Origin of the sequence: Arthrobacter ipis (assembly GCF_014694315.1) — a bacterium.
In the GTDB taxonomy this organism is placed as follows: domain Bacteria; phylum Actinomycetota; class Actinomycetes; order Actinomycetales; family Micrococcaceae; genus Arthrobacter; species Arthrobacter ipis.
Map to the genome: position 1 here is coordinate 78,352 of NZ_JAAOXD010000003.1, position 24,218 is coordinate 102,569.

General features: G+C 66.4%; 24 protein-coding genes. 12 read left to right on the forward strand and 12 right to left on the reverse strand.

Annotated features, from left to right (window positions below):
- Positions 1-158: 158 nt before the first annotated feature.
- Genes G9E11_RS07430 through acs form a run of 4 tightly spaced genes read right to left on the reverse strand, consistent with a single transcriptional unit; the run spans position 159 to position 5,236 of the window.
- Positions 159-653, reverse strand: a complete 495-nt coding sequence (locus G9E11_RS07430; protein ID WP_190604400.1) for a CoA-binding protein — start codon at positions 651-653, stop codon at positions 159-161.
- Positions 650-2,002: an O-acetylhomoserine aminocarboxypropyltransferase/cysteine synthase family protein gene (locus G9E11_RS07435; protein ID WP_190604402.1), complete on the reverse strand. Its 1,353-nt coding sequence runs from the start codon at positions 2,000-2,002 to the stop codon at positions 650-652. Before G9E11_RS07435 ends, G9E11_RS07430 begins: the two co-directional genes overlap by 4 nt.
- On the reverse strand, positions 2,002-3,219 hold the full coding sequence (gene sfnG, locus G9E11_RS07440) for a dimethylsulfone monooxygenase SfnG (protein WP_190604403.1): 1,218 nt from the start codon (positions 3,217-3,219) through the stop codon (positions 2,002-2,004). The genes G9E11_RS07435 and sfnG overlap by 1 nt, the downstream gene beginning before the upstream one ends.
- 10 nt (positions 3,220-3,229) lie before the next feature.
- The gene (gene acs / locus G9E11_RS07445; protein ID WP_190605859.1) at positions 3,230-5,236 is read right to left on the reverse strand and encodes an acetate--CoA ligase; all 2,007 of its coding nucleotides are present in this window, start codon (positions 5,234-5,236) and stop codon (positions 3,230-3,232) included.
- A 504-nt stretch (positions 5,237-5,740) separates the two neighbouring features.
- On the opposite strand from acs, the gene G9E11_RS07450 reads away from it, so the two are divergent.
- A complete protein-coding gene (locus tag G9E11_RS07450; RefSeq protein ID WP_190604405.1) occupies positions 5,741-6,166 on the forward strand; it encodes a CoA-binding protein in 426 nt (141 codons plus the stop codon).
- 17 nt (positions 6,167-6,183) lie between these two features.
- Here the strand turns inward: G9E11_RS07450 and G9E11_RS07455 are convergent, their stop codons facing one another.
- Positions 6,184-7,212 (reverse strand): isopenicillin N synthase family dioxygenase, encoded by a 1,029-nt coding sequence (locus G9E11_RS07455; protein WP_190604407.1) that lies wholly within the window; start codon positions 7,210-7,212, stop codon positions 6,184-6,186.
- Between the two features lie 45 nt (positions 7,213-7,257).
- On the opposite strand from G9E11_RS07455, the gene G9E11_RS07460 reads away from it, so the two are divergent.
- The 6 genes from G9E11_RS07460 to G9E11_RS07485 all read left to right on the forward strand — a co-directional run bounded on the left by G9E11_RS07460 (position 7,258) and on the right by G9E11_RS07485 (position 10,586).
- Positions 7,258-7,662 carry an MmcQ/YjbR family DNA-binding protein gene (locus G9E11_RS07460; RefSeq protein WP_190604409.1) on the forward strand — a complete coding sequence of 135 codons (405 nt, stop codon included), beginning with the start codon at positions 7,258-7,260 and terminating at the stop codon, positions 7,660-7,662.
- Complete coding sequence (locus G9E11_RS07465; RefSeq protein WP_190604411.1) at positions 7,655-8,203, forward strand: DUF1990 family protein; 549 nt, start codon at positions 7,655-7,657, stop codon at positions 8,201-8,203. The genes G9E11_RS07460 and G9E11_RS07465 overlap by 8 nt, the downstream gene beginning before the upstream one ends.
- Positions 8,204-8,216: 13 nt before the next feature.
- On the forward strand, positions 8,217-8,867 hold the full coding sequence (locus G9E11_RS07470; RefSeq protein WP_190604413.1) for a tetratricopeptide repeat protein: 651 nt from the start codon (positions 8,217-8,219) through the stop codon (positions 8,865-8,867).
- Between the two features lie 5 nt (positions 8,868-8,872).
- Entirely contained in the window at positions 8,873-9,190 is a 318-nt protein-coding gene (locus G9E11_RS07475) for a putative quinol monooxygenase (RefSeq protein WP_190604415.1), read from the forward strand.
- Between the two features lie 43 nt (positions 9,191-9,233).
- The gene (locus tag G9E11_RS07480; protein ID WP_190604417.1) at positions 9,234-9,527 is read left to right on the forward strand and encodes a DUF503 domain-containing protein; all 294 of its coding nucleotides are present in this window, start codon (positions 9,234-9,236) and stop codon (positions 9,525-9,527) included.
- Positions 9,528-9,644: 117 nt separating this feature from the next.
- Positions 9,645-10,586 (forward strand): hypothetical protein, encoded by a 942-nt coding sequence (locus G9E11_RS07485; protein ID WP_246468810.1) that lies wholly within the window; start codon positions 9,645-9,647, stop codon positions 10,584-10,586.
- Positions 10,587-10,658: 72 nt separating this feature from the next.
- Here the strand turns inward: G9E11_RS07485 and purL are convergent, their stop codons facing one another.
- Genes purL through purS form a run of 3 tightly spaced genes read right to left on the reverse strand, consistent with a single transcriptional unit; the run spans position 10,659 to position 14,009 of the window.
- Complete coding sequence (purL, locus tag G9E11_RS07490; RefSeq protein WP_190604420.1) at positions 10,659-12,986, reverse strand: phosphoribosylformylglycinamidine synthase subunit PurL; 2,328 nt, start codon at positions 12,984-12,986, stop codon at positions 10,659-10,661.
- Complete coding sequence (gene purQ / locus G9E11_RS07495; protein ID WP_190604421.1) at positions 12,986-13,756, reverse strand: phosphoribosylformylglycinamidine synthase subunit PurQ; 771 nt, start codon at positions 13,754-13,756, stop codon at positions 12,986-12,988. Before purQ ends, purL begins: the two co-directional genes overlap by 1 nt.
- A 1-nt stretch (position 13,757) precedes the next feature.
- The gene (gene purS, locus G9E11_RS07500) at positions 13,758-14,009 is read right to left on the reverse strand and encodes a phosphoribosylformylglycinamidine synthase subunit PurS (protein ID WP_003798434.1); all 252 of its coding nucleotides are present in this window, start codon (positions 14,007-14,009) and stop codon (positions 13,758-13,760) included.
- A gap of 255 nt (positions 14,010-14,264) precedes the next feature.
- On the opposite strand from purS, the gene G9E11_RS07505 reads away from it, so the two are divergent.
- Both G9E11_RS07505 and G9E11_RS07510 read left to right on the forward strand, forming a co-directional pair.
- A complete protein-coding gene (locus G9E11_RS07505) occupies positions 14,265-14,522 on the forward strand; it encodes a hypothetical protein (RefSeq protein WP_190604424.1) in 258 nt (85 codons plus the stop codon).
- A gap of 339 nt (positions 14,523-14,861) precedes the next feature.
- A complete protein-coding gene (locus tag G9E11_RS07510; RefSeq protein ID WP_246468812.1) occupies positions 14,862-17,948 on the forward strand; it encodes a S8 family serine peptidase in 3,087 nt (1,028 codons plus the stop codon).
- A 260-nt stretch (positions 17,949-18,208) separates the two neighbouring features.
- Here G9E11_RS07510 and G9E11_RS07515 read toward each other — a convergent pair whose 3' ends face one another.
- The 3 genes from G9E11_RS07515 to G9E11_RS07525 are packed head-to-tail and all read right to left on the reverse strand — an operon-like array spanning position 18,209 to position 20,209.
- Positions 18,209-18,613: a serine protease inhibitor gene (locus G9E11_RS07515; protein ID WP_190604426.1), complete on the reverse strand. Its 405-nt coding sequence runs from the start codon at positions 18,611-18,613 to the stop codon at positions 18,209-18,211.
- Positions 18,610-19,551: a 3-methyladenine DNA glycosylase gene (locus tag G9E11_RS07520; protein ID WP_194717976.1), complete on the reverse strand. Its 942-nt coding sequence runs from the start codon at positions 19,549-19,551 to the stop codon at positions 18,610-18,612. Before G9E11_RS07520 ends, G9E11_RS07515 begins: the two co-directional genes overlap by 4 nt.
- Positions 19,552-19,570: 19 nt before the next feature.
- Positions 19,571-20,209: an SSI family serine proteinase inhibitor gene (locus G9E11_RS07525; RefSeq protein WP_190604428.1), complete on the reverse strand. Its 639-nt coding sequence runs from the start codon at positions 20,207-20,209 to the stop codon at positions 19,571-19,573.
- A gap of 241 nt (positions 20,210-20,450) precedes the next feature.
- On the opposite strand from G9E11_RS07525, the gene G9E11_RS07530 reads away from it, so the two are divergent.
- The gene (locus G9E11_RS07530; RefSeq protein WP_190604430.1) at positions 20,451-22,895 is read left to right on the forward strand and encodes a S8 family serine peptidase; all 2,445 of its coding nucleotides are present in this window, start codon (positions 20,451-20,453) and stop codon (positions 22,893-22,895) included.
- 92 nt (positions 22,896-22,987) lie between these two features.
- Here the strand turns inward: G9E11_RS07530 and G9E11_RS07535 are convergent, their stop codons facing one another.
- The gene (locus G9E11_RS07535; protein ID WP_190604432.1) at positions 22,988-23,494 is read right to left on the reverse strand and encodes a MarR family winged helix-turn-helix transcriptional regulator; all 507 of its coding nucleotides are present in this window, start codon (positions 23,492-23,494) and stop codon (positions 22,988-22,990) included.
- Positions 23,495-23,599: 105 nt separating this feature from the next.
- Here G9E11_RS07535 and G9E11_RS07540 point away from each other — a divergent pair, with 105 nt between their 5' ends.
- Together G9E11_RS07540 and G9E11_RS07545 are read left to right on the forward strand one after the other, a co-directional pair.
- The gene (locus tag G9E11_RS07540) at positions 23,600-23,794 is read left to right on the forward strand and encodes a hypothetical protein (RefSeq protein ID WP_194718022.1); all 195 of its coding nucleotides are present in this window, start codon (positions 23,600-23,602) and stop codon (positions 23,792-23,794) included.
- Positions 23,795-23,970: 176 nt separating this feature from the next.
- Positions 23,971-24,156: a hypothetical protein gene (locus G9E11_RS07545; RefSeq protein WP_194717977.1), complete on the forward strand. Its 186-nt coding sequence runs from the start codon at positions 23,971-23,973 to the stop codon at positions 24,154-24,156.
- The last annotated feature ends 62 nt before the right edge of the window (positions 24,157-24,218 follow it).

Consider the following 24,218-nt stretch of genomic DNA (forward strand, 5'->3'; position numbering starts at 1 on the left):
AGAAAAGTTTTTGAAAAGTTTTGGAATCGGCGTAACCCTTTCGGGTGCCCGGTCGATTACCAAAGTGAGAGTGCCGGGCCGGAAGTTGTCCCCCATCAAATTCCAGCCCGGCATTTTTCCTGCCTTCGGTCCTGCGGGCCTGTTGCCAGGCCCTGTCGCTAGGCCAGGACCTGCCGCTTCGAGGAGATCACTCCCGTATCGAAGCCGGCCAGGTGAAGCCCGCCGTGGAAGCGTGCGTGCTCGATCTTCACGCAGCGGTCCATCACCACGTTCAGTCCCGCGGCCTCGGCATCCTGCGCCACGCCCTCGTGCCACGAGCCGAGCTGCAGCCACAGGGTCTTGGCGCCTGCGGCCACGGCCTCGTCCAGCACACCCGGCAGGTCATCGTGCTTGCGGAACACGTCCACGATGTCCGGGCTCTCCGGCAGGTCCGCCAGCGAGGCGTAAGTCGGCTGGCCGAGGATCTCCTTGACCACAGGGTTCACGAAATACACCTTGTACCGCGTCGAGGACTGCAGATAGGTGGCCACGAAGTAGCTCGCCCGGGACGGCTTGTCCGAGGCACCCACAATGGCAATCGACTTCGCCTCACGCAGCAGATTCAATCGCTCCGGCGCGGAGGGACCGGCCCAAGTTCTCTCAGTGGTGCTCATGCCCGTGCTCCAATCGTGCAGGAATCAGCAGGTTCTTCGAGGACGACGGCGTCATCGGCCGTCGCGCTCTGCGCTTCGGTAAGCGCCTGGTCCAGGTCCCAGAGGATGTCCTCGAGGTCCTCCAGGCCAACCGAGATGCGGACCAGGTCCTCCGGAACACCGGCGGACTCCAGCTGCTCATCGCTGAGCTGCTGGTGCGTTGTGGACCCGGGGTGGATCACCAGGGTGCGGGCGTCGCCCACGTTGGCCAGGTGCGAGGCCAGCTGCAGGGACTCGATGAACTTCTGGCCGGCTGCCCGGCCGCCCTTCACGCCGAAGGAGAACACGGAGCCCGGACCCAGAGGCAGGTACTTCCGTGCCCGCTCGAAGTGCGGATGGGAGGGCAGGCCGGAGAAGTTCACGTAGGCCACGCGTTCGTCGGCCTCAAGCCACTCTGCCACGGCCTGGGCGTTCTTCTGGTGCTCGTCCAGGCGCTGGGGGAGGGTTTCCACGCCCTGCAGCAGCTGGAAGGCGGACTGCGGGGAAAGGGCGGGGCCGATGTCGCGCAGCTGTTCGCAGCGCAGCTTGGTGAGGAACCCGTATTCGCCGAAGTTGCCCCACCAGGACACGTTGCCGTACGAGGCCACGGGCTCGGTCATGGTGGGGAACTTGCCGTTGCCCCAGTTGAACCGGCCGCTCTCCACGATGACGCCGCCCAGGGTGGTGCCGTGGCCGCCGAGGAACTTCGTGGCGGAGTGGATCACGATGTCCGCGCCGTGCTCGATCGGCCGCACGAGGTACGGCGTGCTCAAGGTGGCGTCGACGACGAGGGGGATGCCGGCGTCGTGCGCCACCTTTGCCAGGGCCGCCAGGTCCTGGACCTCCGACGACGGGTTGGCCACCACCTCGACGAAGATCGCCTTGGTGTTCTCCCGGACGGCCGCCGCGTAGTCGGCAGGGTCGGTGCCGGGGACGAACGTGGTGTCCACGCCGAAACGGCGTAGGGTCACGTCGAGCTGGGTGACCGTGCCGCCATAGAGCTGGGACGCCGCCACGATGTGGTCGCCGGCCTGGGTGAGGGCGGCGAAGGTGATGAACTCCGCGGCCATGCCCGACGACGTCGCAACAGCGCCGATGCCGCCCTCCAGCGAGGCGATGCGCTCCTCGAACGCGGCCACTGTCGGGTTGCCGATGCGGGAGTAGATGTTGCCGTACTTCTGCAGCGCGAAAAGGTTGGCGGCATCCTGGGTGTCCTTGAACACGAAGGACGTGGTCTGGTAAATCGGAACGGCACGGGCGCCGTGTTCGGCGTCGGGAGTGCCCCCGGCGTGCAGGGCGCGGGTGCGGAATCCGAATTTGCGGTCAGCCATTAGACAGTCACCAGCCCGGGAGTTGAGCCCGCTCCGCTGGTTGAGCTTGTCGAAACCCCGGAAAGGTCCAGTTCCGTGCCGTTCTTGCGCGCCAGGTCCGCCTCGAGTTCACGGACGATCGGCAGGATGTCCTGGCCGAAGGCAGCCACTTCCTCCTGGAAGTGCAGGTAGCAGGTAAGCAACAGGTTCACGCCAATCTTCTTGTACTCCACGATGCGCTCGGCGATCTGCTCCGGGGTGCCGATCAGCTGCGTCTTGAAGCCGTCATTGTACTGAATGAGATCCTCGAAGGAGGAGTCGGCCCACATGCCCTTGCCGTCCTTAGTGGACGCTCCGGCTTCCTGGACGGCGTCCCGGAAGCCCTGGACCGCCGGCTTGTGTGCCTTCTCCACGATCTCGCGGAGGGTGTCGCGTGCTTCCTTCTCGGAGTCGCGGGCGATGACGAAGCCGTTGAGGCCGAACCGGGGTGCGGCCAGCGCACCGTCGGTGCCGCGCTTGGTTTCGCCTGACGCTGCGACCACGCCGGCGATGTTTTCCTTGAATCCCTCCAGGTCCTTGCCGTTGGAGAAGTACCAGTCGGCGACGCGGCCCGCGGTGGCCTGGGCCGCCGTCGAATTTCCACCGAAGAAGATCTCCGGGTGCGCGCGCCCCGGAACGTCCACGGGGGCGGGGTTCAGGGTGAAGTCGGTGATGTTGTAGTACTTGCCGGCCTGGCTGTAGTCCTTCTCGGTCCACAGTCCGCGCAGCACCCTGATGAATTCCTCGGTGCGGACGTAGCGTTCGTCGTGCTCCAGCCATTCGAGGCCGAAGTTGGTGAACTCGTTCTTGAGCCAGCCGGAGACGATGTTGACGGCAGCGCGGCCGTTGGAGATGTGGTCCGCGGTGATGATGTACTTGGCCAGCACGCCGGGGTGCCACATGCCAGGGTGGACGGCGGCAATCACCTTGAGGCGTTCGGTGGCGGCGAGCAGGGCGAGGCTGAAGGACGTCGCCTCGTGCTGCTTGTCGGCGCCGTAGGATGCGGCATAGCGGGTCTGCGTCAGGGCGTATTCGAAGCCGGATTCCTCGGCGATGCGGGCCAGCTTCTTGTTGTAGTCGAAGTCCCAGCTGGTGCGCTGCTCGATGGTGGAGACCACCAGGCCGCCGGACACGTTCGGCACCCAGTAGGCGAACTTCAGCGGTTCGGAAAGACGGGCTACGTTGCTGATGTCGTTCATGATCGTTCCTTTACTTCTGCCCGGAGTTGGGGTTTCCGGGGACGGCGGTAGCGCGGCGGTGCAGCGCATCCTGGATACCGGCAATGGCCGGTTCATTCTGGAGTGAGGTGGTGTCGCCCAGCGCGGTTCCCTCGAAAAGCTGGGTCAGCAGGCGGCGCATGATCTTGCCGCTGCGGGTCTTGGGTACGTCAGGGACAACGACGACGTCGCGTGGCTTGGCGATCGGGCCGATCTTCCTGGCAACGTGGTTGCGAAGTTCGTCCTGGATCTCGACAAGCTCGATCATCGGATTGCCCTTCAGAACCACAAACGCGACGACGGCGTGCCCCGTCTTCGGGTCCGCGACCGGACAGACGCCCGCTTCCACCACGTCCGGGTGGGTGACGAGGGCGGACTCGATCTCGATCGTGGAGAGCAGGTGGCCTGAGACGTTGAGGGTGTCGTCCACCCGCCCCAGGATCCAGATGTCGCCGTCGTCGTCGTATTTGGCGCCGTCGCCGGCAAGGAACCAGCCCTGCTCCGCGTACTGGCTCCAGTAGGAGTCGAAGTAGCGGCGCGGGTTGCCCCAGACTGTACGGGCGATCGCCGGGCCCGGCTGGTCCACCACGATGAAGCCCTGCACGCCTGGGCCGGTGCGGTTCCCTGCCTCGTCCACCACGCGGGTGCTGACGCCCGGGAGCGGCCGGGCGGCGCAGCCGGGCTTGAACTCGCTGTCCGTGGGCGCGGGGGACATGATGGTGGCCCCGGTTTCGGACTGCCACCACGTATCCACCATGGGTGCGGTGCCTGCGCCGAGGTTGTCACGGAGCCAGCGCCACGCCTCCGGGTTCACGGCCTCGCCCACCGTGCCAAGCAGGCGGATGGAGGAGAAGTCGTAGCTGTCCGGAACGCCGTCCGGGAACCAGCCCATGAGCGAGCGGACCAGGGTGGGTGCCGTGTAGTACTGCGTGACGCCGTAGCGTTCGATGATCTCGAAGTGCCTGCCGGGATGCGGGGTGTTGGGCGTGCCCTCGAAGATCACCTGTGTGACGCCGTTGGAGAGCGGGCCGTAGATCTCGTAGGTGTGCGCGGTGACCCAGGCGAGGTCGGCGGTGCACCAGTGCACATCCTGGTCCCGGAGCGCAGGGTCCGGATTGCTGAACAGGTGCTCGAAGCTCCACGATGCCTGGGTCAGGTAGCCGCCCGAGGTGTGAACGAGCCCCTTGGGCTTACCCGTGGTGCCGGAGGTGTACATGATGAACAGGGGAGTCTCGGCGTCGAACGCTTCCGGTTCGTGCACGTCAGAGGCGGGTTCGACGGCGTCGTGCCACCAGACGTCGCGGCCTGCGGTCATGGGGACCGTTGCGAGATCTTCGGGGGCTGTGGTGCGGTTGATGACCAGGACGCGCTCGATGGCGTTGTCCCCGGCGACGGCGGCGTCTGCGTTGTCCTTGACCGGCACCGCGACGCCGCGGCGGAACTGGCCGTCGGTGGTTACCAGCAGCTTCGCGCCGGTGTCCTCGACGCGGAAGCGGAGTGCCTCGGCGGAGAATCCGCCGAACACCAGGGAGTGAACGGCGCCGATCCGGGCCACCGCGAGGGTGATGATGACCGTTTCCGGGATCACGGGGAGGTAGATGACCACGCGGTCGCCCTTGGTGATGCCGAGGGCCAGCAGGGCGTTGGCGGCCTTGGACACTTCACGCTGCAGCTCGGCGTAGGTGATGGTGCGGCGGTCGCCCGGTTCGCCCTCGAAGAAAAGCGCCACCTTGTCCCCGCGACCGGCGGTGACATGGCGGTCCACGCAGTTGTACGCCACGTTCAGCCTGCCGCCGTCGAACCACTTGATCTCGGGTCCACGGCCGGCTTCGACGTCGGCGGGCAGCCAGCTGTGCGCCGTGTGCCAAGGTTTCTGGGTGCCCGGGTCCTGGGAGCCAGGTTCCTGGCCGTCGGCGCGCTCGGCCCAGTCCAGCCGGAGCGCCTGTTCCTCCCAGAAGGCCACGTTGCCGGGGTCGGCAATAGGGGCCGGGTCGACCATGGGGGTGGTGCCGCTGTGACGCGCCGGCCCGTCGGTGGGGACGCCGTGCACTGCGCCGTCCGTTGGCTCGGTCGAGGACCATCCCGAAGAGCCGCTGAAGGAGCCGGGCGCGTCACGCAGCCCTGCTTCGTTCGCCGTCGCGTCCGAAGTGGTTTGTGGGGTTGCCTTGGACGGAATCCGGGCAAGGGTGGGCAGGGCAGAAGTATTCTCTGGGGTCATTGCAGCACTCCATCGGTCCTGGCAGTAGCACCCCTGGTCCTCCGCCGGAACGGAAAAACAGTTACGTGGGAATGGTCGTCTCACGTCACCGGGGTTGCTGCGGCTTCATCGATCCAGGTCTCTCGGCCGCTCGGGATGGTCACTACCTACTAGAGCCGAGTCGCAGCATTTCTCAAAATCGACACCTTTTGAGCTGTAATATTCGTTCATCACGGTCGCAGGCGCTGCCAGTCATCCAGATATTCGGAAAAGACCGTCGAATTGCCGCAGGAGTAGAGTTGAGGCATGGCTCACGAAAACGATCCGGCGGTTGTCGACCGACTCATGCGAACGAAGGGCACCTGGGCCATCGTCGGTCTGACCCGGAATGAGTGGCGCTCGGCGTACGATGTCTCGCTGTTTGTCCGCGACCGCATGGGCATGGAGATCATTCCGGTTAACCTGCCGGGCGACGACGTGCACGGGGAGAAGGGCTACCGTTCCCTCTCCGAGATTCCGGCGGAAAAGCACCCGATCGACGTCGTCGACTGTTTCGTCAATTCGCAGAAGGTAGGACCCGTGATCGATCAGGCCATCGCCGTCGGGGCCAAGGCTGTGTGGCTGCAGCTCGGCGTGTTCGATGACGCCGCCGTGGAGCGCGCGAAGGCCGCCGGGCTGGACGTCGTCGTGAATTCATGCCCTGCCCGCGAAGGCTGGCGCGTGGGCATTTAGCCCGTGCCGGCTCTAGTTCAGGGCCTCATTAGCTCGGGGTAGTGGCGCTCGGTCACGTCCGGGTGGGCACGCATCCGGCCTTTGAGCATGTTCTGGCCGAACGAGGCGAGCATCGGGTTGGTGGGGTCGTCCGAGATGCCGCGCGCCTGGGCCTTGAGTTCCGCCGGGAGGGGCACCGGATCGATTACCGCGTCAAGGCGGGGCGACCAGAAAAACGGGACGGAGTAACGGTCCACGCCGGGAGGCGGAGCTTTGACCCGGTGGATGGTGGCGGCCAGATAACCCTCGGTGGCCACTTCGAGCATTTCGCCCAGGTTCACTACCAGCGCTTCGGGGATGGGTTCCACCGGTGCCCACGCGCTCGCACCCGGAGGCAGTACTTCAAGGCCGCCCACGTCATCCTGGAGCAGGAGGGTCACAAATCCGTAGTCCGCATGGGAGCCCACGCCCTGGTCTCCGGCCGCTTCCACTACGCCGCCGACGTAATGGACCAGCTTGCCCATCCAGGCAGGGGAATCCCTGAAAGGCTCGTCGAAATAGTTCTCCGGCTGCTTCAGGGACACGGCGATGGCCCGCATGAGCTCGGCCCCCACCTTGGACATGAGCTCGGCCCAGGCCATCGCCGCCTGCTTCAGCTCCGGCATGGACTCATCCGGCCACAGATTGTGGCCCTGCAGGAGCCAATACGGCTGCTCGGGCGGATAGTCGTGCACGGGTTCCCGGTCGGGTGAGTAGTCGATCTGCTCGCGCGCATCCGCCCTGCCCTGCGTGACCTCCGTTCCCATCCGGGTGTAGCCACGGAAATGCGGGGACAGCCGGTTGTCGAGCTTCATGCGTTCCTCGAGGGGCAGGTCGAAAAAGCGCCTGATCGTTGCCAGCAGCTCCTTGGCCTGGCCGGGTGCACCGCCGTAGCCGATGACCTGGAAGAAACCGACGCGGTGCGTGGCATCGCGGAGCTCCTCAATGAACTCCGGATTGAACGAACCGTCGGCCCGGCGGGCGGAGCCGAGATCCAGTACAGGTATGGTGTCCCGGGCAGCTGCCATATTCGCAGACTAGCACCGCCCGGAAAGGGTTTGTAGGCTCGCAGCATGGATCAAGCCGCCCTGAGAAAAATCTGCCTGTCGTTTCCGGGCGCCTTCGAGGACTTCCCGTTCGGGCCCGAAACGTCGGTATTCAAGGTCAGGGCGGCGGTGTCCGGTGGGGCGCGGCAGGAGGCCAAGATGTTCGCCGCCTCCGCCATGGACCCTGATGACTGGTCGGTGAGCCTCAAGTGCGAGCCTGCCCTGGCAGAACAGCTCCGGGCCGTGCATCCCGAGATCACCGGGGCGTGGCACATGAACAAGACGCACTGGAACGGCGTCCGGCTGGACGGGGCGCTGCCCGACGACATGGTCCGGGACATGGTGGAGGACTCCTACGACCTTGTGGTTGCCTCGCTGAGCCGGAAACAGCGGGAGCAGCTTGGCTGGGCCGGGCAGGTGCGCAATGGCTAAAAGGCGGCTGGCACGCGGTGCCCTCAACTACGCGGAGATCGGCGCCACCGAGCGCGGCGGGTCCCCGGCAGGCTACCGCCGGGTGGCGTCCCGCACCTATCTCGGACAGGGGACGGACGCCTACCACCGGGTGGCCCAGGGGATCCTGGCCTGGGAACTGCAGCGGCGGTCCGGGCTGCGCGTCCGGACCGGGTCCGACGTCGTTGTTCCCGGCGCGCGCGTGGTGAGCGGTTTCGGCGTCGGGCCCTTCCGCCTCAGCGCGCCCTGCGAGGTGGTGTGGGTGCACCGTCCCGTGCCGGGCGGCGGACCGCAGTCGGCCGGCTTCGGCTACGGCTCCCTGCCCGGCCACCCGGTCCGCGGTGAGGAGTCGTTTGAGGCCGAGATCGACGCCCAGGGCAGGGTCTACCTCAGCATCACTGCGTTCAGCAGGCCGTCCAACTGGTTCTACGCTGCCGGCGGCGCGCTGGCCCGCCGCGCGCAGCGCCTCATGACTTCCCGATACATTGAAGGTGCACGCCAACTCGCCGCAGGTGAAAGCTGATCAGGAGAGGTACATGCTGGACCAAAAGAGCCTTGACCTTTTGTGGAACTTCGAGGATCCGAAGCTGTCCGAGCAGCGTTTCCGGGACGCGCTGGCCGACCCCCGATACGACGCCGACGAACGGGCAGAACTCTCCACGCAGCTGGGGCGGGCCATCGGGCTTCAGGGTCGCTACGAAGAGGCCGATGCCCTGCTCGACTCGATCGACGGGGACGAGCCGACGGTTGGTGTCCGCGTCCTGCTGGAGCGCGGGCGGGTCCTGAACGCGAGCGGGCACGCGGCCATGGCGGTGCCACTGTTTGAGCAGGCGGCCGAGCTCGGCGACCATCTTGGCGAGGAGTTCCTGGCCGTGGACGCACTGCACATGCTGGCCATCGCCGACTCCGCCCACGCGGAGCTCTGGACCCGCAGCGCCCTGGAGTACGCCTCGACGGTCCACGACGAGCGGACCAAGCGCTGGATGGTGGCGCTGCACAACAACCTGGGCTGGACTCTGCACGGAGCAGGCCGGCTCACCGCGGCCCTCGTGGAGTTCCAGCTGGCCGAGCAGTGGGCCGAACGCGTCGGAACCCCGGCCCAGCAGAAGTATGCCCGCGAGGCCATCGAGGAGTGCGAGCAGGCGCTCGCCTCCGGACAGAACGCACAAACCCAAGGAAAGGCATAAATCCCGTGATATTCATCGTGGTCAAGTTCAAGGTCAAGCCAGACTGGTCCGACAAATGGCTCGGCCTCGTGGCTGACTTCACGGAGACCACCCGCAAGGAGCCGGGCAACCTGTGGTTCGACTGGTCCCGCAGCGTGGACGACCCCAACGAGTTCGTCCTGGTCGAAGCGTTCAAGGACGATGCCGCCGGGGACCATGTCAACAGCGCCCACTTCAAGAAAGCCATGGCGGACATGCCGCAGGCCCTCGCGGAGACCCCGCGAATCATCAGCCGCCAGCTCGAAGGCGACGGCTGGGACGCGATGGGCGAACTTACGATTTAAACCCCACCGGTTGCCGGCAGGGACAATCGATAGCATTAAGGGCATGTGGATCGGCTGGATCGAGTTCGACATCCTCCTCGGCGACGTGCACAGCCTCAAGGAGAAGCGGTCCGTCGTGCGGCCGCTGCTGGCAGAGGTCAAACGACGCTACGACGTTTCCGTGGCCGAGGTGGGGGACCACGACCAGTATCGCCGCGCGAGGATCGGCGCCGGCCTGGTCGCCGCGGACCGGGCGCACCTCGTTGAGGTGCTCACCGCCGTTGAACGCTTCGTGGCCTTCCGGCCCGAGCTGGAGCTGCTGAGTGCCCGGCAGCGGGAGATCCACAGCGAGGACTGATCCCATCGAGTGCTCCGTAATCGCCCTTTTGAGGCCCCATAAGGGCGTCTACGGAGCACTCGATTGGGGTTGTGGATAACTTCTGCGGGCCGGACACCTTTCTGTTCTGATGTAGCCATGAAGACCGCACGCCCATTGCCGAACAAGTTCCAGGACCGGCCCTTCACCGTTGGTGAGGCCGGCCGTGCAGGCATTACTTCGAAGCGGCTCCGGCACCGCTCGCTCACCGCGTTGGGCAGGGGTATCCGTGCAGCAAGCCCGACGGCGGAGCTCCCGTTGAGCATCCGGGTGCGGCCCTTCATCGAGGTCAATGAGCGGTGCGCCGCATCGCACCTCACCGCGGCGGAGCTCCTCAACCTGCCGCGCCGACGGCGAAAAGGGGTATCCGAAATGTACGACGTCATCAGGCCCGAAGGGGCAGCCCACCTGAACCGGCCGCACGTCATCGTGCACCGGATGAAACTCTATGATGACGAAGTCACGGTTCTCGACGGCATCCCCGTTACCACGCCGGAACGCACCTGGCTGGACATGGCGGAAATGCTGACCGTGGACGAACTCGTGGCCATGGGCGACAGTTGTGTCCGCGTCCCGCGTCCGGAATTGGAGGGCCGGGACCAGCCGCTATGTGCCTTGGCGGACCTCCAGCGCATGATCGATAGGCACAAGGGTAAACGGGGACTCCGCAAGGCGAAGGAGGCCATCAGGCTGATTCGGGTGGGCTCGGACTCACCGCAGGAGACCCAGCTCCGACTGGCGATCGTGCGTTCGGGGCTTCCGGAGCCGGCATTGAATGTGCCGATCTTTTCGAACGACGGCAGGCGGCACCATGAGCCGGACCTCTCCTACGAGAAGTACCGCGTCGGCATCGAGTATGAAGGGGAGCATCACGGTGACGAGCTGCAGATTGAGCGCGACATCGCGCGGTCGGAATGCTACTCCGCTCTGGGCTGGACGGAAGTCCGCATTTCCAAGCGTCACATGCTCAATGACGGCAAGGCAGCCGTTGCCAAAGTCCGCAGCGCGCTGGTCCAGGCCGGCTGGCGGCCCGGCCGTTAAACAACGAGTGCTCCGTAACTGCCGTTCTGACGGGTCAGAAGGGCAGCTACGGAGCAATCGATTGGTGGGGCCTTAGCCGAAGTACTTCGGCAGGGTGGCCTCGTGGGCTTCGCGGAGGGCGTCCAGCGAGAGGGTGTCCACGCCGTTGATCTCCAACTGTCCGCTGGCTGCGTCCACCACGCCGATGCGCAGGTGCTCGAAACCGCGGGCGGTGCACATGTCCTTGAAGCGGACTTCCTCGGAGCGGGGAACGCTCACGACGGCGCGGCCCTGGGTCTCGGAGAACAGCGCGGTGAAGAGGTCCACGCCGTCGCGGTCCAGCACATCCTGCAGCGCGATCCGGGCGCCAACGCCGTAGCGAAGCGACGCTTCGACGAGGGCCGCGGCAAGGCCGCCCTCGGAGAGGTCGTGGGCGGAGTCCACCATGCCGTCGCGGGACGCATTGATCAGGATCTCGCCCAGCGCACGCTCGGCCTCGAGGTCAACCTTGGGCGGCAAACCGCCGAGGTGGCCGCGCAGGTTGGACCATTCGGAGCCGTCCAGCTCGGCCGCCGTGGTGCCCAGCAGGTAGATGGCTGCGCCGTCTTCCCGCCAGCCCGACGGCGTGCGGCGGGCGACGTCGTCGAGCTTGCCCAGCACTGCCACCACCGGGGAGGGGTGGATCGGCGTGGTGCCGGTCTGGTTGTACAGCGAGACATTGCCGCCTGTGACGGGGATGCCCAGCACCATGCAGGCATCGGAGAGGCCGCGGATGGCTTCGGCCAGCTGCCACATGACGTCCGGGTCCTCGGGGGAACCGAAGTTCAGGCAGTCGCTGACGGCCATCGGCACGGCGCCGGAGGTGGCCACATTGCGGTAGGCCTCGGCCAGTGCCAACTGGGCGCCATGGTACGGGTCGAGGTAGGTGTAGCGGCCGTTGGCGTCGGTGGCCAGGGCAACGCCCAGACCGGATTCCTCGTCCACGCGGACCACGCCGGCATCGTCCGGGAACGCCAGGGCAGTGTTGCCGCCGACGTACCGGTCGTACTGGTTGGTGATCCAGGACTTGTCGCACATGTTCGGCGAGGCCACGAGCTCGGTGACGGCCGCGGCCAGTTCCGCCGGGGCGGAGGGACGGCCGGCGTCCTGGTCGGACCCGGTGAAGGAGTCGGCCTGGAGGGCGTCCTGCCACTCGGGGCGGGCGAACGGGCGGTCGTAGACCGGGCCGTCGTGGGCCACGGTGCGCGGGTCGACGTCGACAATCACTTCGCCTTCCCACGTGATGATCAGGCGGCCGCTGTCGCTCACCTCACCCAGCCAGGCGTACTCCACGGCCCACTTGTCCATGACGGCTTCGAAGGCCTCGACGTTCTCCGGCGTCACCACGGCCATCATGCGTTCCTGGGACTCGGACATCAGGATCTCGCCCGGAGTCAGCGTGGGGTCGCGCAGCAGGACAGAGGTCAGCTCGACGTTCATGCCGCCGTCGCCGTTGGAGGCGAGCTCGGACGTGGCGCAGGAGATGCCTGCGGCGCCGAGGTCCTGGATGCCCTCAACCAGCGAACCCTTGAACAGTTCAAGGCAGCACTCGATCAGGACCTTTTCGGCGAACGGGTCGCCCACCTGGACCGCGGGCCGCTTGGACGGCTTGGTGTCGTCGAAGGACTCGGAGGCGAGCACCGAGGCGCCGCCGATGCCGTCGCCGCCCGTGCGTGCACCGAACAGGACCACCTTGTTGCCCTTGCCGGAGGCGTTGGCCAGGCGGATGTCCTCGTGGCGCATAACGCCTACGGCCAGGGCGTTGACCAGCGGGTTGCCCTGGTACACGGAGTCGAAGACCATCTCGCCGCCGATGTTCGGCAGGCCGAGAGAGTTGCCGTAGCCGCCGATGCCGGCTACAGCGCCGTGCATGACGCGGGCGGTGTCCGGGTGGTCGATGGCGCCGAAGCGCAGCGGGTCCATCACAGCAATCGGGCGGGCGCCCATGGAGATGATGTCGCGGACGATGCCGCCGATGCCGGTGGCGGCACCCTGGTACGGCTCAACGAACGACGGCGAGTTGTGGGACTCGATCTTGAACGTCACGGCCCAGCCGTCGCCCAGATTGGTGACGCCGGCGTTCTCGCCGATGCCCACCAGCATGTCCTTCTTCATCTCGTCGGTCACCTTGTCGCCGAACTGGCGCAGGTGGTTCTTCGAGGACTTGTAGGAGCAGTGCTCGCTCCACATCACCGAGTACATGGCGAGTTCCGCGCCGGTGGGGCGGCGGCCCAGGACCTTGACGATCTCATCGAACTCGTTCTGCTTCAGGCCGAGCTCGGCCCACGGCAGTTCGGTGTCCGGCGTCTTGGCCGCGTGCTCGACCGTGTCGATGTTGAACTTCTTGGTCTCGGTGATCGAACTTGTTGAGATCTCGGTCATTAGTTCACTCCCACAATCTTGTTCAGTACCGAGGTGAAGAGACCGAGGCCTTCGGTGTCGGACCCGCCGATACCATCCAGCGACTCGGGGCCGAAGCCCACCTCCACGGCGTGCTCCGGGTGCGGCATGAGGCCCACCACGTTGCCGGCGGCGTTCGAGATGCCGGCAATGTCGCGGCGCGAGCCGTTCGGGTTGAAGCCCACGTAGCGGAACACCACGCGGCCCTCGGCCTCGAGGGCGTCGAGGGTCTTCTCGTCCGCGATGTACTGGCCGTCCTGGTTCTTCAGCGGCACCGTGATTTCCTGGCCCGCGGCGTAGTCCCCGGTCCAGTAGGTGCTGTTGTTCTCGACCCGCAGCACCTGGTCGCGGCAGATGAACTTCAGGTGGTCGTTCTTGATCATGGAGCCGGGCAGCAGGTGCGACTCGGTCAGCAGCTGGAAGCCGTTGCAGATGCCGAGCACCGGCAGCTTGGCGTCCGAGTTGGCGGCGTCGATGATCTTGGACATCAGCGGGGCGAAGCGCGCGATGGCGCCGGCGCGCAGGTAGTCGCCGTAGGAGAATCCGCCCGGCAGGATGACGGCGTCGACGTCGCCCAGTTCGGAGTCTCCGTGCCAGAGCTCCACGGGCGTGCCGCCAGCGAGTCGGACCGCGCGGGAAGCGTCCCGGTCATCGAGGGTTCCGGGAAAGGTGACGACGCCGATCTTCGCGCCCGCCAGGCGCGGCTCGGCGGCGACGGCGACAGCCTCGCCGATCAGGGGAAGTTCAGTCATCTCAGGCCTCGACGACCTCGACGTTCACGACGTCCTCGATCACCGGGTTGGACAGCAGGGTTTCGGCGGCATCGCGGGCCTGGGCCAGGATGTCCTCGGTCACCTCGCCGTCAACGGTCAGTTCGAAACGCTTGCCCTGGCGTACAGAGCTAAAGCTGGTGAAGCCCAGGCGGGGGAGTGCTCCCACGATGGCCTTCCCCTGCGGGTCCAGAATCTCGGGCTTGGGCATGACGTCGACAACGATCCGGGGCATCCGGTAACTCCTGTGCGTGTGCATTGGGTAAGGGCGCAGCGGAGTGGTGCCGTCTCACGCCATTCCTGAAATTGCCTGGCCGGTTCAAATGGCAGGGCATTCAAATGGCATGGTGTGGACGGGCGCTCCGCGAGCTTGCATGCCTATTCTACCGGCCGCGGCGCACCACTCCGTATTCGGTGCGGCGGACGCCGCGCAGAGGGAACAGCGACGCCGGCTCTGGTCCGCCGGGGGCACGCTCAGTAGGATTGCGGAATGGCTGAGAATTCGAAATCCGTCCTGTTGCCTGTGATGGCCGTCGCCGTGTTCGCCGGCCTCGGGAGGATGGTGTTCCAGAAGATCAAAGCCGACCGCGCAGCCCGCCAGAACAATGCCGGGTCGGGCGGTGCCGGGCAGACCCGCGTTGGGCGCCGTGTTGGCCGTGGCGTTGCCGGGCGTGACCGGGTGGCCGGGCCAGTCGACGAGAAGACGCGCCAGTGGATCAGTGAGGTGGTCCGCACGCCCCGGCAGTAGCTCCCGGCGGGGCGGCAGTACAGACTTTAACTCCCAGCGGCGGGTGCCCTTTCCGGGCGCCTGCCGCTGCTTTTTGATGCACCTGTCAAGGGGGTGACAAAAAAGTAAATTGGTGGATTGTGCCCTATGTCATATAGGGCTCTCAGTAGGTACTGTGGTGATCGGTCGACGATTGCTGGGATCGACAGGACCTGTCATCTTCACGTGTCGTTGCCGCCTGCGCCCGGCAATGTAGCCGGGGCTGTTCCTTAGGAAAGGTTCCAACCACTCGTGAAATCAGCAGGAAAAAGCTTATTCCGAAGCCGGGGGGCCGGGAAAGCAGTGGCACTGGTTGTCGGCTTGCCTTTGCTTCTTTCGTCAGTCGGCGCACTGCCGGCAACCGCGGCGCCGTCGCTGGTTGCGGCGACGGCCGCTCAGCAAAAGAACGTCGACCCCAACGCCTACTCGGCCGGCCGCTACATTGTGGTCCTGACCGAGAAGCCCGCCGCCACCTACGAGGGCGGCACTCCGGGCCTGCAGGCCACAAAGCCGCGGTCCGGCCACAAACTCGATGCCGACCGGGCAGAGGTGCGCAAGTACCAGGCCCATCTGGAGGCGAAACAGGCCGCGCTGGCTGAGAAGGAAAACGTGCAGATCCGCCGCAAATACACGGCGGCACTCAACGGATTCACCGCCAGGCTTACTGCCGACCAGGCCGTGAACCTTGCCAAGAACCCTGGGGTCCTCGTGGTGGCACCCGACACCCAGCATGCCCCGGACTACTCCACCACGGACTTCCTCAAGCTCAGCGGAGCCTATGGCACGTGGAACAGGCAGTTCGGCGGCAAGGCCGGCGCCGGCAAGGGCGTTGTGGTGGGCGTCATCGACTCCGGCTACACACCGGGCAGCCGGTTCTTCGCCGGCGATGACGTTGCACAGCTCAAGGGCAATCCGCAGGTAGGCGTTCCCTACCGCACCGATGGCGGCAACATCGCGATGCTGAAAGCAGACGGCAGCACCTTCGAGGGCGAGTGCCAAAAGGGCGAAGAGTTCAACGGCACGGCCTGCAACTCCAAGGTCCTCAGTGCCAGGTACTTCTCCGACGCCTTCGAGGACTCCGTGGCCAAGCAGGACCGGGCGCCGGAGGAACTGATTTCGCCGGTCGACGTGGGAAGCCACGGAACACACACGGCAAGCACCGCGGCCGGCAACGCCGACGTGGAAACCTTTGTCGACGGCCGCAGCTTCGGCCTGACCGGCGGAATCGCACCGGCCGCCAAGCTTTCCATCTACAAGATCTGCTGGGAGGACAGCGATCCCAACACCGGCGGCTGCTACACCTCGGCCGCTGTCGACGCCATCAACCAGGCCGTACTCGACGGCGTGGATGTCCTGAACTACTCGATCTCGGGCACCACCTCCACCACGACGGACCCGGTGTCCATGGCGTTCCTGTCCGCTGCCTCAGCCGGCATCTTCGTGGCCACCTCCGCGGGTAACTCCGGCCCCGAAGCCAGCACCGTGAACCATGGCGAGCCGTGGGTTACCACCGTTGCGGCCAGCAGCTTCTCCCAGGAACTGCAGGGCACCGTGGAGTTCTCCGACGGCAGCAAGTTCCGCGGCGCCAGCATCATGAACCGTGAGGTGGCGGGCGCAGGCGTTGTGCTCGCGGCCAAGGCAGCATCCGGACAGGCCGCCGATCCTGCACTCTGCGCCCCCGGCTCCCTCGATCCGGCCAAGATCGCCGGCAAGGTGGTGGTCTGCGACCGCGGCGTCTATGACCGGGTGGCCAAGAGCGCCGAGGTTGCGCGCGGCGGCGGGGTGGGCATGATCCTCGTGAACCTGGCCGCATCATCACTCGACACCGACAAGCACTCCGTCCCCACCGTGCACGTGAATCCGCCTGCCACGGAAACCATCAAGGCCAAGGTGGCGGCGAACCCGGCCATCACGGTCTCCCTGGTCAACAAGGACACCACGGGACTGCCCGCCGAGGCGCAGCCGCAGATCGCCGGCTTCTCCTCCCGCGGACCGCTCCTTGCCACCGACTCTGACCTGCTGAAGCCCGACGTCGCCGCACCCGGTGTGGCTGTCCTTGCCGGTGTATCGCCGATCGGTGCCGGCGGCGACGAGTTCGGGTTCATGTCCGGCACCTCCATGGCCTCGCCCCACGTGGCCGGTTTTGGTGCCCTCATCCTGGGCAAGAACCCCGCCTGGTCCCCGGCCGCCGTGAAGTCGGCCATGATGACCACGGCCAGCGACGTCAAGCTCGCAGACGGCAGTAAGAACACGGACGTCCTCGCCACCGGTGCGGGGCAGGTGGACCCCGCCCGCGTCCTGGATCCGGGCCTCGTGTACGACGCCACCACCGACGACTACCTGCGGTTCATCCAGGGAACCGGCATGGACCTGGGCATGCCCGGCCTCGGCAGCACGCGGCCACGCGACATGAACGTCCCGTCCTTCTCGCTCGGAAACCTGGCCGGCAGGATCGAGGTCACCCGGACGGTGACTGCGCTTACCCCGGGTGTGTACAGCGCAAAGGCCAGCGTGCCCGGAGTGAAGGTGACGGTGACGCCGTCGGTCCTGTCCTTCAGCGCGGCAGGCGAGAAGCGCACGTTCAAGGTGGCCTTCGAAAACCAAAGCGCCAAGCTGGGCGAGTTCGCCGCGGGTTCGCTCACGTGGCGGGGCGCCAACAAGACCGTGACCTCGCCGATCGCGGTGCGGCCGCAGTCGGTGGTTGCTCCCAAGAACATTGCGTTCACCTCCCAAGGGGCCAACGGTTCCGGGAACATCGGCATCGTCTCGGGCTCGAACTCGCGCACGAACGTGACGCTCGACGGCCTGTCGAAGGCGGACTCCTCGGCCATCGAGCTCGTACCCGGTCCCTTCCGGTACGAGGCCGACGCCTCGAACTTCGTCAAGACGGTGGAAGTTCCGGCCGGCGTGCCCCTGGCCAAGCTGTCCGTGATTTCCGCGGACGAGAACGCGGACTTCGACTTGGTGGTGGTCACGCCGGACGGGCAGGCAATTGTGGTCGCCACGGCCTCGGCGAGTGAGTCTGTCTCGATTCCGAACCCTGCTGCCGGCAGCTACCAGATGTTCGTGAATCTCTACGACAGCCCCAACCAGCAGGCAACCAAGGCCTCGGTGGACGCTGCGGTCCTTGGAGCAAATGAGGGCAACGCCACCGTGACTCCTGATCCGGTCCGCCTAGGGAACGGGCTCAGCGGGAAGCTCACCCTCACCTGGAAGAACCTGGCGCCGGGTTCCTACATCGGGCGGATCACCTTCGACGGGTCCAGCGCCCCGACGTTCGTGAGCGTCGTGGTGAAGGAGGGCGGCGCCGTCGCGGTTGCACCGGCTTCGGAAGATCCGAAGAAAAAGAAGGAACGGGGAAAGGTCCAGAACCAGGACCTGACGCGGTCACCGGATAACTCCATCTAGGAAGGTCCCGGAACCGGGCTCCCGAGGGGGACCCACAGCGAAGGCCGGCGGGCGTGGCGCAAAATGCCAAGGTCCCGCCGGCCTTCGCCGTGCCATGCTTCTGTTCGGGGAGCCCACCCGCGCGTTTGGTTGGAGTTTTTCGTCCAGATAGTGGGCGCTAACGCCTCTGAAGTCGCGATATGTGGACAGGAACTCTTCCTGGACGCGGCCAAGGATGTACAGGCAGTCCGGACCGCGCAGGGGTTCAGATGTTGCACGGGTCAGATGGCGCCGGTGGACCCGGCCACCCCGCCCAGCAGCGGGGACAGCGCCCGCCAGCGGGCAATTTCACAGCCGTCCGTCATGGAAAACCGGGAGTTCACAGTGCGTCCGTTGAAGGTGCCGGTGACCACGGCCACCTGGGGGCCGCCGTACTGCTGGGTGCACAGCCTGGGCGGGCCCGGTTCGGGGAAGAAGATCCGTTCGCCGAAGCGTCCGACGGCGGCAATCGCCGCCGCTGGATCCGGCAGGGTTGATTCCACCAGTTCGCCTGAACGGCTGACCAGGACAAAGACGTGTTCCGGGCCGCCCGGGGCGTGGGTGAGGGCGACGGTCAGTTCAAGGTCTGCGTCCGGAGGAAGGTCCGCGTCCGGGCCTGCGCCCGGCAATGCAGGTGTGCCGCTCATCGTTCGGTCTCCGTTCCGAGGCTGCCGAAGAGCGGCGCGAGGGCGGCCATCAGCCTGCCGCGCAGCTCCTGGGCTTCGGCCGAGAAGGCGCGCTGCTGCTCCACGTAAGCAGCCTTGCCGCCGGGGGTCTCAATCGGAATGGCCGGGTAGCCCCAGTCTGTGAGGTCATAGGGGGAGGCCTGCATGTCCATGGCCCGCACCCGCCAGGACAGTTCGAAGCAGTCCATGACAAGTTCGCTGGGCAGGGCAGGGGAGAGTTTGTACGCCCACTTGTAGAGGTCCATGTTGGCGTGCAGGCAGCCGGGCTGCTCCGTGGTCCGCTGGTTCTCCCGGCTGGGGGAAAGCTCGTTTAGGGGCACGGCATCGGGTGTGTAGAACCGGAATGCGTCGAAGTGCGAGCAGCGGATCCTGTTGTCCTCGACCACCCTGTCCGTGCCCGCGCCGCCCAGCCGCAGCTTAAGGTACTCGTGGCGCAGCTCGAACTTCTCCTGCCGGTAGACCATGGCCCACTCGTGCAGGCCGAAGCAGCCGAACTGCGCCGGCCGCGCGGCTGTTCCGGCCAGGATGATCCGGGCAAACAGCAGAGCCTCGCGCCGTTCGGCCAGGAACGACCGACGGTCGAGCGCCACCGCGGTGCTGCCGGGCGGGAGGCCCGCGCTGGCCAGCTCACCGCCGTCGAGCGCTTTGTAGTATTTCCAGTCCTTGCGGGCAGCCGCCTCCGTTCCGGAGAGGACCACACCGTCACCGGGATGCCAGCGCAGCAGCTGGCCGGGCTTTTGCGTGTAGTACGTGAAGAGGAAGTCCTCCACGGGATGCTTCCGCCCCGCGGAGCGACGGGCAAGGTAGGGATCGGCGTAACGGCGCACCCGGCGCACGTGGGCGGCTTCCCGTTCCCTCCAGTCAGTGGAGGGGAGGACCTGGGCGGCGGGGATCGTCAATGCGGTACCTGCCACGGTGCTAGGGGGCCCCGCCTGCAGCGCCGAGGATGTCCTTGGCGGCGTTCCAGGCTCCGATCTGGCAGCCGTCCCGCAGGGCGAAGGAGGTCTCCACAGGGGTGCCATTGACTTCGCCCGTCACGGTGGCCACCTGCGGCCCGCCATACTGCTGCGTGCAGGAGATGCCCTTGGGCGGCGCGGCGGGGTTCACGATGGCCGCGTTGTCCTTCAGTGACGTGCAGGCTGCTGCAGCGTTGGGGTGCTGGCTCTCTGCCATCGCCGCCCCGCCCTTGCAGACCAGCGTGTAATTGGCGGCCTTGCCGTCCTTTGACGCTTTGACCGTGATGGAGAGTTCGGCATCGCCGGCGCCGGGCCCGGACGGCAGGGGAGCAGCGGCAGGGGGTGCGGGCGCCGGGACCGTCGTTTCGGCGTCGGGCGGTGTGGAGCCGGGCGCCGGAGTGCTGGGAGTGCCCGTGCCGGGGGTTTCAGTGCCCGGGCTCTCGGTGCCCGGCGAAGAAGTCCCGGGCGACGAGGTCCCCGGCGAGCCGGTGGTGGTCCCGGGGGTGGCCGAAGGCTGGCCGGTTCCGGTGTTCGGGGTGCAGGCCGCGAGACCGCCCGTCGCTGCGAGGGCGAGCAGCACAGAAATCAGTTGCTTGCGCATGCCGGGTCTCCTCAAGTTTTTCTCATTCTACCGTCGGGGCCCCGGGCCGTCCGGTACGGCCGGATAACGGTACCCGGCAATTGCTAACGGAAGGGTATCGATTCTTGAGGGCGTCCGCGGTATCTTTCTGACATCAACGGGTGCGCGGCATAACCAAATAGTGATGACGCCCATGGGGGGCAGAGCGTCCAGTTCGTGGGACCGAAGGTCTACAGGTCCTGAACCAAGGAAGGCATCCTCCATGATCCCTCAGCAATCCACTACCCGCCCCGGACACGGCAGTAGGCTGCCGGCCATCTTCGCCGTAGCCCTTGCCATGGTCATTGGCCAGGGCCTCGCCGGACCAACGGCGGCGGCTCCGGCACCTGCATCGGCGCAGCTGGCCGCTCTCCAGCCAACCGCCGCCCAGCCTGCGGCATCTCCACTCAACGACGGCCATTACATCGTGATGCTCAAGGACAAGCCGCTTGCCACCTACTCCGGCGGTGTCCCGGGCATCCCGGGCACGGCGGTGCCGAAGGGTAAGAAGCTGAACCCCGCCGGCCCCAACTCCCGCAAATACGATACTCACCTCAGGGCCAAGCAGCGGCGGGCGGCGGCATCCAGGGGCGTGACCATCGACAGGAGTTACACCCTGGCCCTCAACGGCTTCAGCGCTGTGCTTTCCGCGGCGCAAGCCAAGGCGCTCGCCGGCGACAGCAGCGTACTGGCCGTGGTCCCGGACAGCATGCGCAAGCCGGACTACTCGAGCACCGACTTCCTTGGACTTCCCGGCGGCGACGGCGTGTGGGACCAGCAGTTCGGCGGCACCGATGAGGCGGGCAAGGGCGTCGTCGTGGGCGTGGTGGACACCGGTTACACGCCCGACAACCCGTTCTTCACCGGCGACCCCGTCGATCCGCTGTCCGGCACCCCGGACGTCGGCGTGCCGTACCGCCTCCAGGGCAACGTGATCGCGATGCGCAAGGCCAACGGCGGAACGTTCGTGGGTGACTGCGTAGCCGGCGACGGTTTCGACGGCACGGAATGCAACAGCAAGGTCATCGGTGCCAGGTTCTACGACAAGGCCTACAAGGCGGCGGTCCCCCCGGAATTCCGGTCCCCGAGCGAGAAGTTCTCGCCGCTGGACGTGAACGGCCACGGATCCCACACAAGCAGCACCGCAGCCGGAAACAGTGACGTCACCCAGACGGTGGGCGGCCGGGACTTTGGCAAGAGCTCAGGCGTTGCGCCGGCGGCCAAGATCGCCGTCTACAAGGTCTGCTGGGAAGGCGCCATTCCGGAGGCTACCGGGTGCGTCGAGTCGGACATTCTCAACGCCATCCAGGATGCCGTCCTCGACGGCGTGGACGTGCTGAACTTCTCCATTTCGGGTAACAACAACTCCACCGTCGATGCCGTTTCGTTGGCGTTCCTCAACGCCGCTGCCGCAGGGATTTTTGTGGCCGCCTCCGCCGGCAACTCCGGTCCGACGGCCTCGACCGTCAACCATGCCGGACCCTGGATCACCAGCGTGGCGGCCTCGACGTTCGACAACTCACTGCTTGGAACCGTGGAACTGTCGGGCGGAGGCAAGTTCCGCGGTGCCAGTGTGATGAGCAGCGAGGTGGACGCCAAGCCGATCGTGCTGGCCGTGGACGTGAAGGCGGCGGCGGCCCCGGCTGCGGATGCGGCACTGTGCGCGGCCAACTCCCTGGACCCGGCCAAGGTTGCCGACAAGATCGTGGTCTGCGACCGCGGTGTGATCGCGCGCGTGGACAAGAGCGCGGAGGTCAAGCGCGCAGGTGGTGTGGGCATGGTCCTGGTCAACCTGACGCCGGGGTCGTTGGACGCCGACTTGCACGCCGTGCCCACGGTTCACACGGGCAACCCGAAGATCAAGGCCATGGTGGCCGCGACACCTGGCATGACAGCGAGCCTCAAAGCCACCGACACCACCGGGACCGCACCCCCGCCGGTGCCGCAGATTGCCGAATTCTCCTCGCGCGGACCCACCCTGGCATCCAACGGGGACCTGCTCAAGCCTGACGTTGCGGCGCCTGGCGTGGCGGTGCTTGCCGCTGTTTCTCCCATAGGGTTCAAGGGCGAGAATTTCGGCTTCCTTTCCGGCACGTCGATGGCGTCGCCGCACATCGCCGGCTCGGGAGCCCTGCTGCTCGGCAAGAACCCGAAGTGGTCCCCGGCGGCCGTGAAATCCGCCATCATGACCACTGCCTACGACCTGGTCAATGCGGCCGGCGCTAAAGTGCATGACGTCTTTGCCCAGGGCGCCGGCCATGTTGATCCCGCCCGGTTCGACTCCCCTGGGCTCGTCTACGACGCCGGCATCAGTGACTGGATGGGCTTCCTCCAGGGACAGGGAATCGACCTTGGCGTCGCCCCCATAGCGGCCAAGGACGTCAACCTTCCCTCGGTGGCACTGGGGGCCATGTCCGGCAGCCAGACGGTCACCCGGCGGGTCACGGCGGTGACGGCGGGAACCTACCGGGCAGCGATCACCCTTCCGGGCATTACAGCCACTGTCAGTCCGGCAGAAGTGACGCTGGCGGAGGGTGAAAGCGCCACGGTCACCATCACGTTCACTACCGCTGGGGCTCCGCTGAATGCGTACTCCACCGGATCCCTGACGTGGACGTCAGGCGACAACACCGTCCGCTCACCGGTGGCGGTGCGGCCGGTGCCATAGTGCCGTTGGTCCCAAGACGGGCGACGCCGGGACTCACCGCTGGTGGTGAGTCCCGGCGTCGTGCGTGGACCGGTTGACAAGCAAAGAGGAAATCAGCCACGGGCGGAGCCCGTGGCGGCAATCACGTCCATCATGGAGCTATGCAGGCTCTGCACCTGGTCCCGGCTGAGGCCCAGCTTGGCCATCATGGTCCCGGGAACTGCCGTGGCCTGCTGGCGGAGGGCCGCCCCTTGCGAAGTCAGGTCCACTGCCAGGGAACGCTCGTTCCCCGCCACGCGCCTGCGCGTGATGAGGCCGGCCGCTTCCAGGCGCCGCAGAAGGGGGGATATGGTCGCAGGCTCGTGCAGGAGGGCCTGGCTGATATCGCGGACCGAGCGCGGACTGGACTCCCAAAGGCACAGCATGACCAAGTACTGGGGGTGGGTGAGCCCCAGCCTGTCCAGCACGGGCTTGTAGGCGCCCACTACGCTGCGCGAGGCGACGGTCAGGGCGAAGCACAGTTGCCGTTCCAGAAGGAGGTCGTCCTGCTCGGAAGCGGGCACTGCGGCTGTTCCGGCAGTCCCGGCGGCAGGGGGTTGCGGGCGGGTGGCGATGGGCATCCCTTTCGATCGTTAGTGCACTAATCATCAGTGTATCCTTGATTCTGGCAGTAGTCGTGGAATGGAGTGGACACCGTGGCAAAAGAGAACGGCGCGCAGAGGTTCATGCGGGCAACGGGCAAGCTCAGGGCGGTTTTTGGCCCCGCCAACAGGAGTTCGCTGGTGCACGACATGACCGAGGAGAACCGCAAACTGCTCGCCCAGCGCGAGGCCGAGACCCAGCAGTGGGAAACGGTCCGGCGCCCGGACGGCAGCACGTATGTGGTGCCCCGCAACCCCGACGACAAGTCCCTGCGCTAGCCGCCGCCGGGCCGTGCCCGGCGGCCGGACTCTAGCCAGTGGCGAGACTGCACCTGCCGGGGTTCTTTTTCGGGGTCCCGGCGTAAAATAAGGGCACTGGCAGTCGAAGGGCAGACGCTCTCCGCCTTCACGCAGGGAAGGGGGTGTGACTTGTGGCACATGTGCTCAGTGGCTTTATGAACCTGACAGACAGGCTACGGTTCGTATTCGGCCCTGCCGCCGTCGGCGACTCAGCTACGCCGGTGGTTCACCTGCATGACGATTATGAGCATGCTTCCGAAAGCGATCTGGCCCAGTTCGAAGTCGAGACCGACTCGGAGGGGCACCACTACGCTGTCCGCAAGGGCGACCTGGATAAGTGACAACGCCTTTTAATGAAGCGAAGAAGCCCCGGTGCGCGTGAGCGCACCGGGGCTTCTGTCTG

Coding starts and splice junctions, on each gene's coding strand:
- G9E11_RS07435 (WP_190604402.1), bottom strand. CDS start 2,002: ATGGCTGACCGCAAATTCGGATTCCGCACCCGCGCCCTGCACGCCGGG.
- G9E11_RS07545 (WP_194717977.1), top strand. CDS start 23,971: ATGAACCTGACAGACAGGCTACGGTTCGTATTCGGCCCTGCCGCCGTC.
- G9E11_RS07450 (WP_190604405.1), top strand. CDS start 5,741: ATGGCTCACGAAAACGATCCGGCGGTTGTCGACCGACTCATGCGAACG.
- purQ (WP_190604421.1), bottom strand. CDS start 13,756: ATGACTGAACTTCCCCTGATCGGCGAGGCTGTCGCCGTCGCCGCCGAG.
- acs (WP_190605859.1), bottom strand. CDS start 5,236: ATGGTCGACCCGGCCCCTATTGCCGACCCCGGCAACGTGGCCTTCTGG.
- purL (WP_190604420.1), bottom strand. CDS start 12,986: ATGACCGAGATCTCAACAAGTTCGATCACCGAGACCAAGAAGTTCAAC.
- G9E11_RS07485 (WP_246468810.1), top strand. CDS start 9,645: ATGAAGACCGCACGCCCATTGCCGAACAAGTTCCAGGACCGGCCCTTC.
- purS (WP_003798434.1), bottom strand. CDS start 14,009: ATGCCCCGGATCGTTGTCGACGTCATGCCCAAGCCCGAGATTCTGGAC.
- G9E11_RS07505 (WP_190604424.1), top strand. CDS start 14,265: ATGGCTGAGAATTCGAAATCCGTCCTGTTGCCTGTGATGGCCGTCGCC.
- G9E11_RS07525 (WP_190604428.1), bottom strand. CDS start 20,209: ATGCGCAAGCAACTGATTTCTGTGCTGCTCGCCCTCGCAGCGACGGGC.
- G9E11_RS07470 (WP_190604413.1), top strand. CDS start 8,217: ATGCTGGACCAAAAGAGCCTTGACCTTTTGTGGAACTTCGAGGATCCG.
- G9E11_RS07535 (WP_190604432.1), bottom strand. CDS start 23,494: ATGCCCATCGCCACCCGCCCGCAACCCCCTGCCGCCGGGACTGCCGGA.
- G9E11_RS07480 (WP_190604417.1), top strand. CDS start 9,234: ATGTGGATCGGCTGGATCGAGTTCGACATCCTCCTCGGCGACGTGCAC.
- G9E11_RS07540 (WP_194718022.1), top strand. CDS start 23,600: ATGCGGGCAACGGGCAAGCTCAGGGCGGTTTTTGGCCCCGCCAACAGG.
- sfnG (WP_190604403.1), bottom strand. CDS start 3,219: ATGAACGACATCAGCAACGTAGCCCGTCTTTCCGAACCGCTGAAGTTC.
- G9E11_RS07530 (WP_190604430.1), top strand. CDS start 20,451: ATGATCCCTCAGCAATCCACTACCCGCCCCGGACACGGCAGTAGGCTG.
- G9E11_RS07465 (WP_190604411.1), top strand. CDS start 7,655: ATGGCTAAAAGGCGGCTGGCACGCGGTGCCCTCAACTACGCGGAGATC.
- G9E11_RS07430 (WP_190604400.1), bottom strand. CDS start 653: ATGAGCACCACTGAGAGAACTTGGGCCGGTCCCTCCGCGCCGGAGCGA.
- G9E11_RS07455 (WP_190604407.1), bottom strand. CDS start 7,212: ATGGCAGCTGCCCGGGACACCATACCTGTACTGGATCTCGGCTCCGCC.
- G9E11_RS07460 (WP_190604409.1), top strand. CDS start 7,258: ATGGATCAAGCCGCCCTGAGAAAAATCTGCCTGTCGTTTCCGGGCGCC.
- G9E11_RS07515 (WP_190604426.1), bottom strand. CDS start 18,613: ATGAGCGGCACACCTGCATTGCCGGGCGCAGGCCCGGACGCGGACCTT.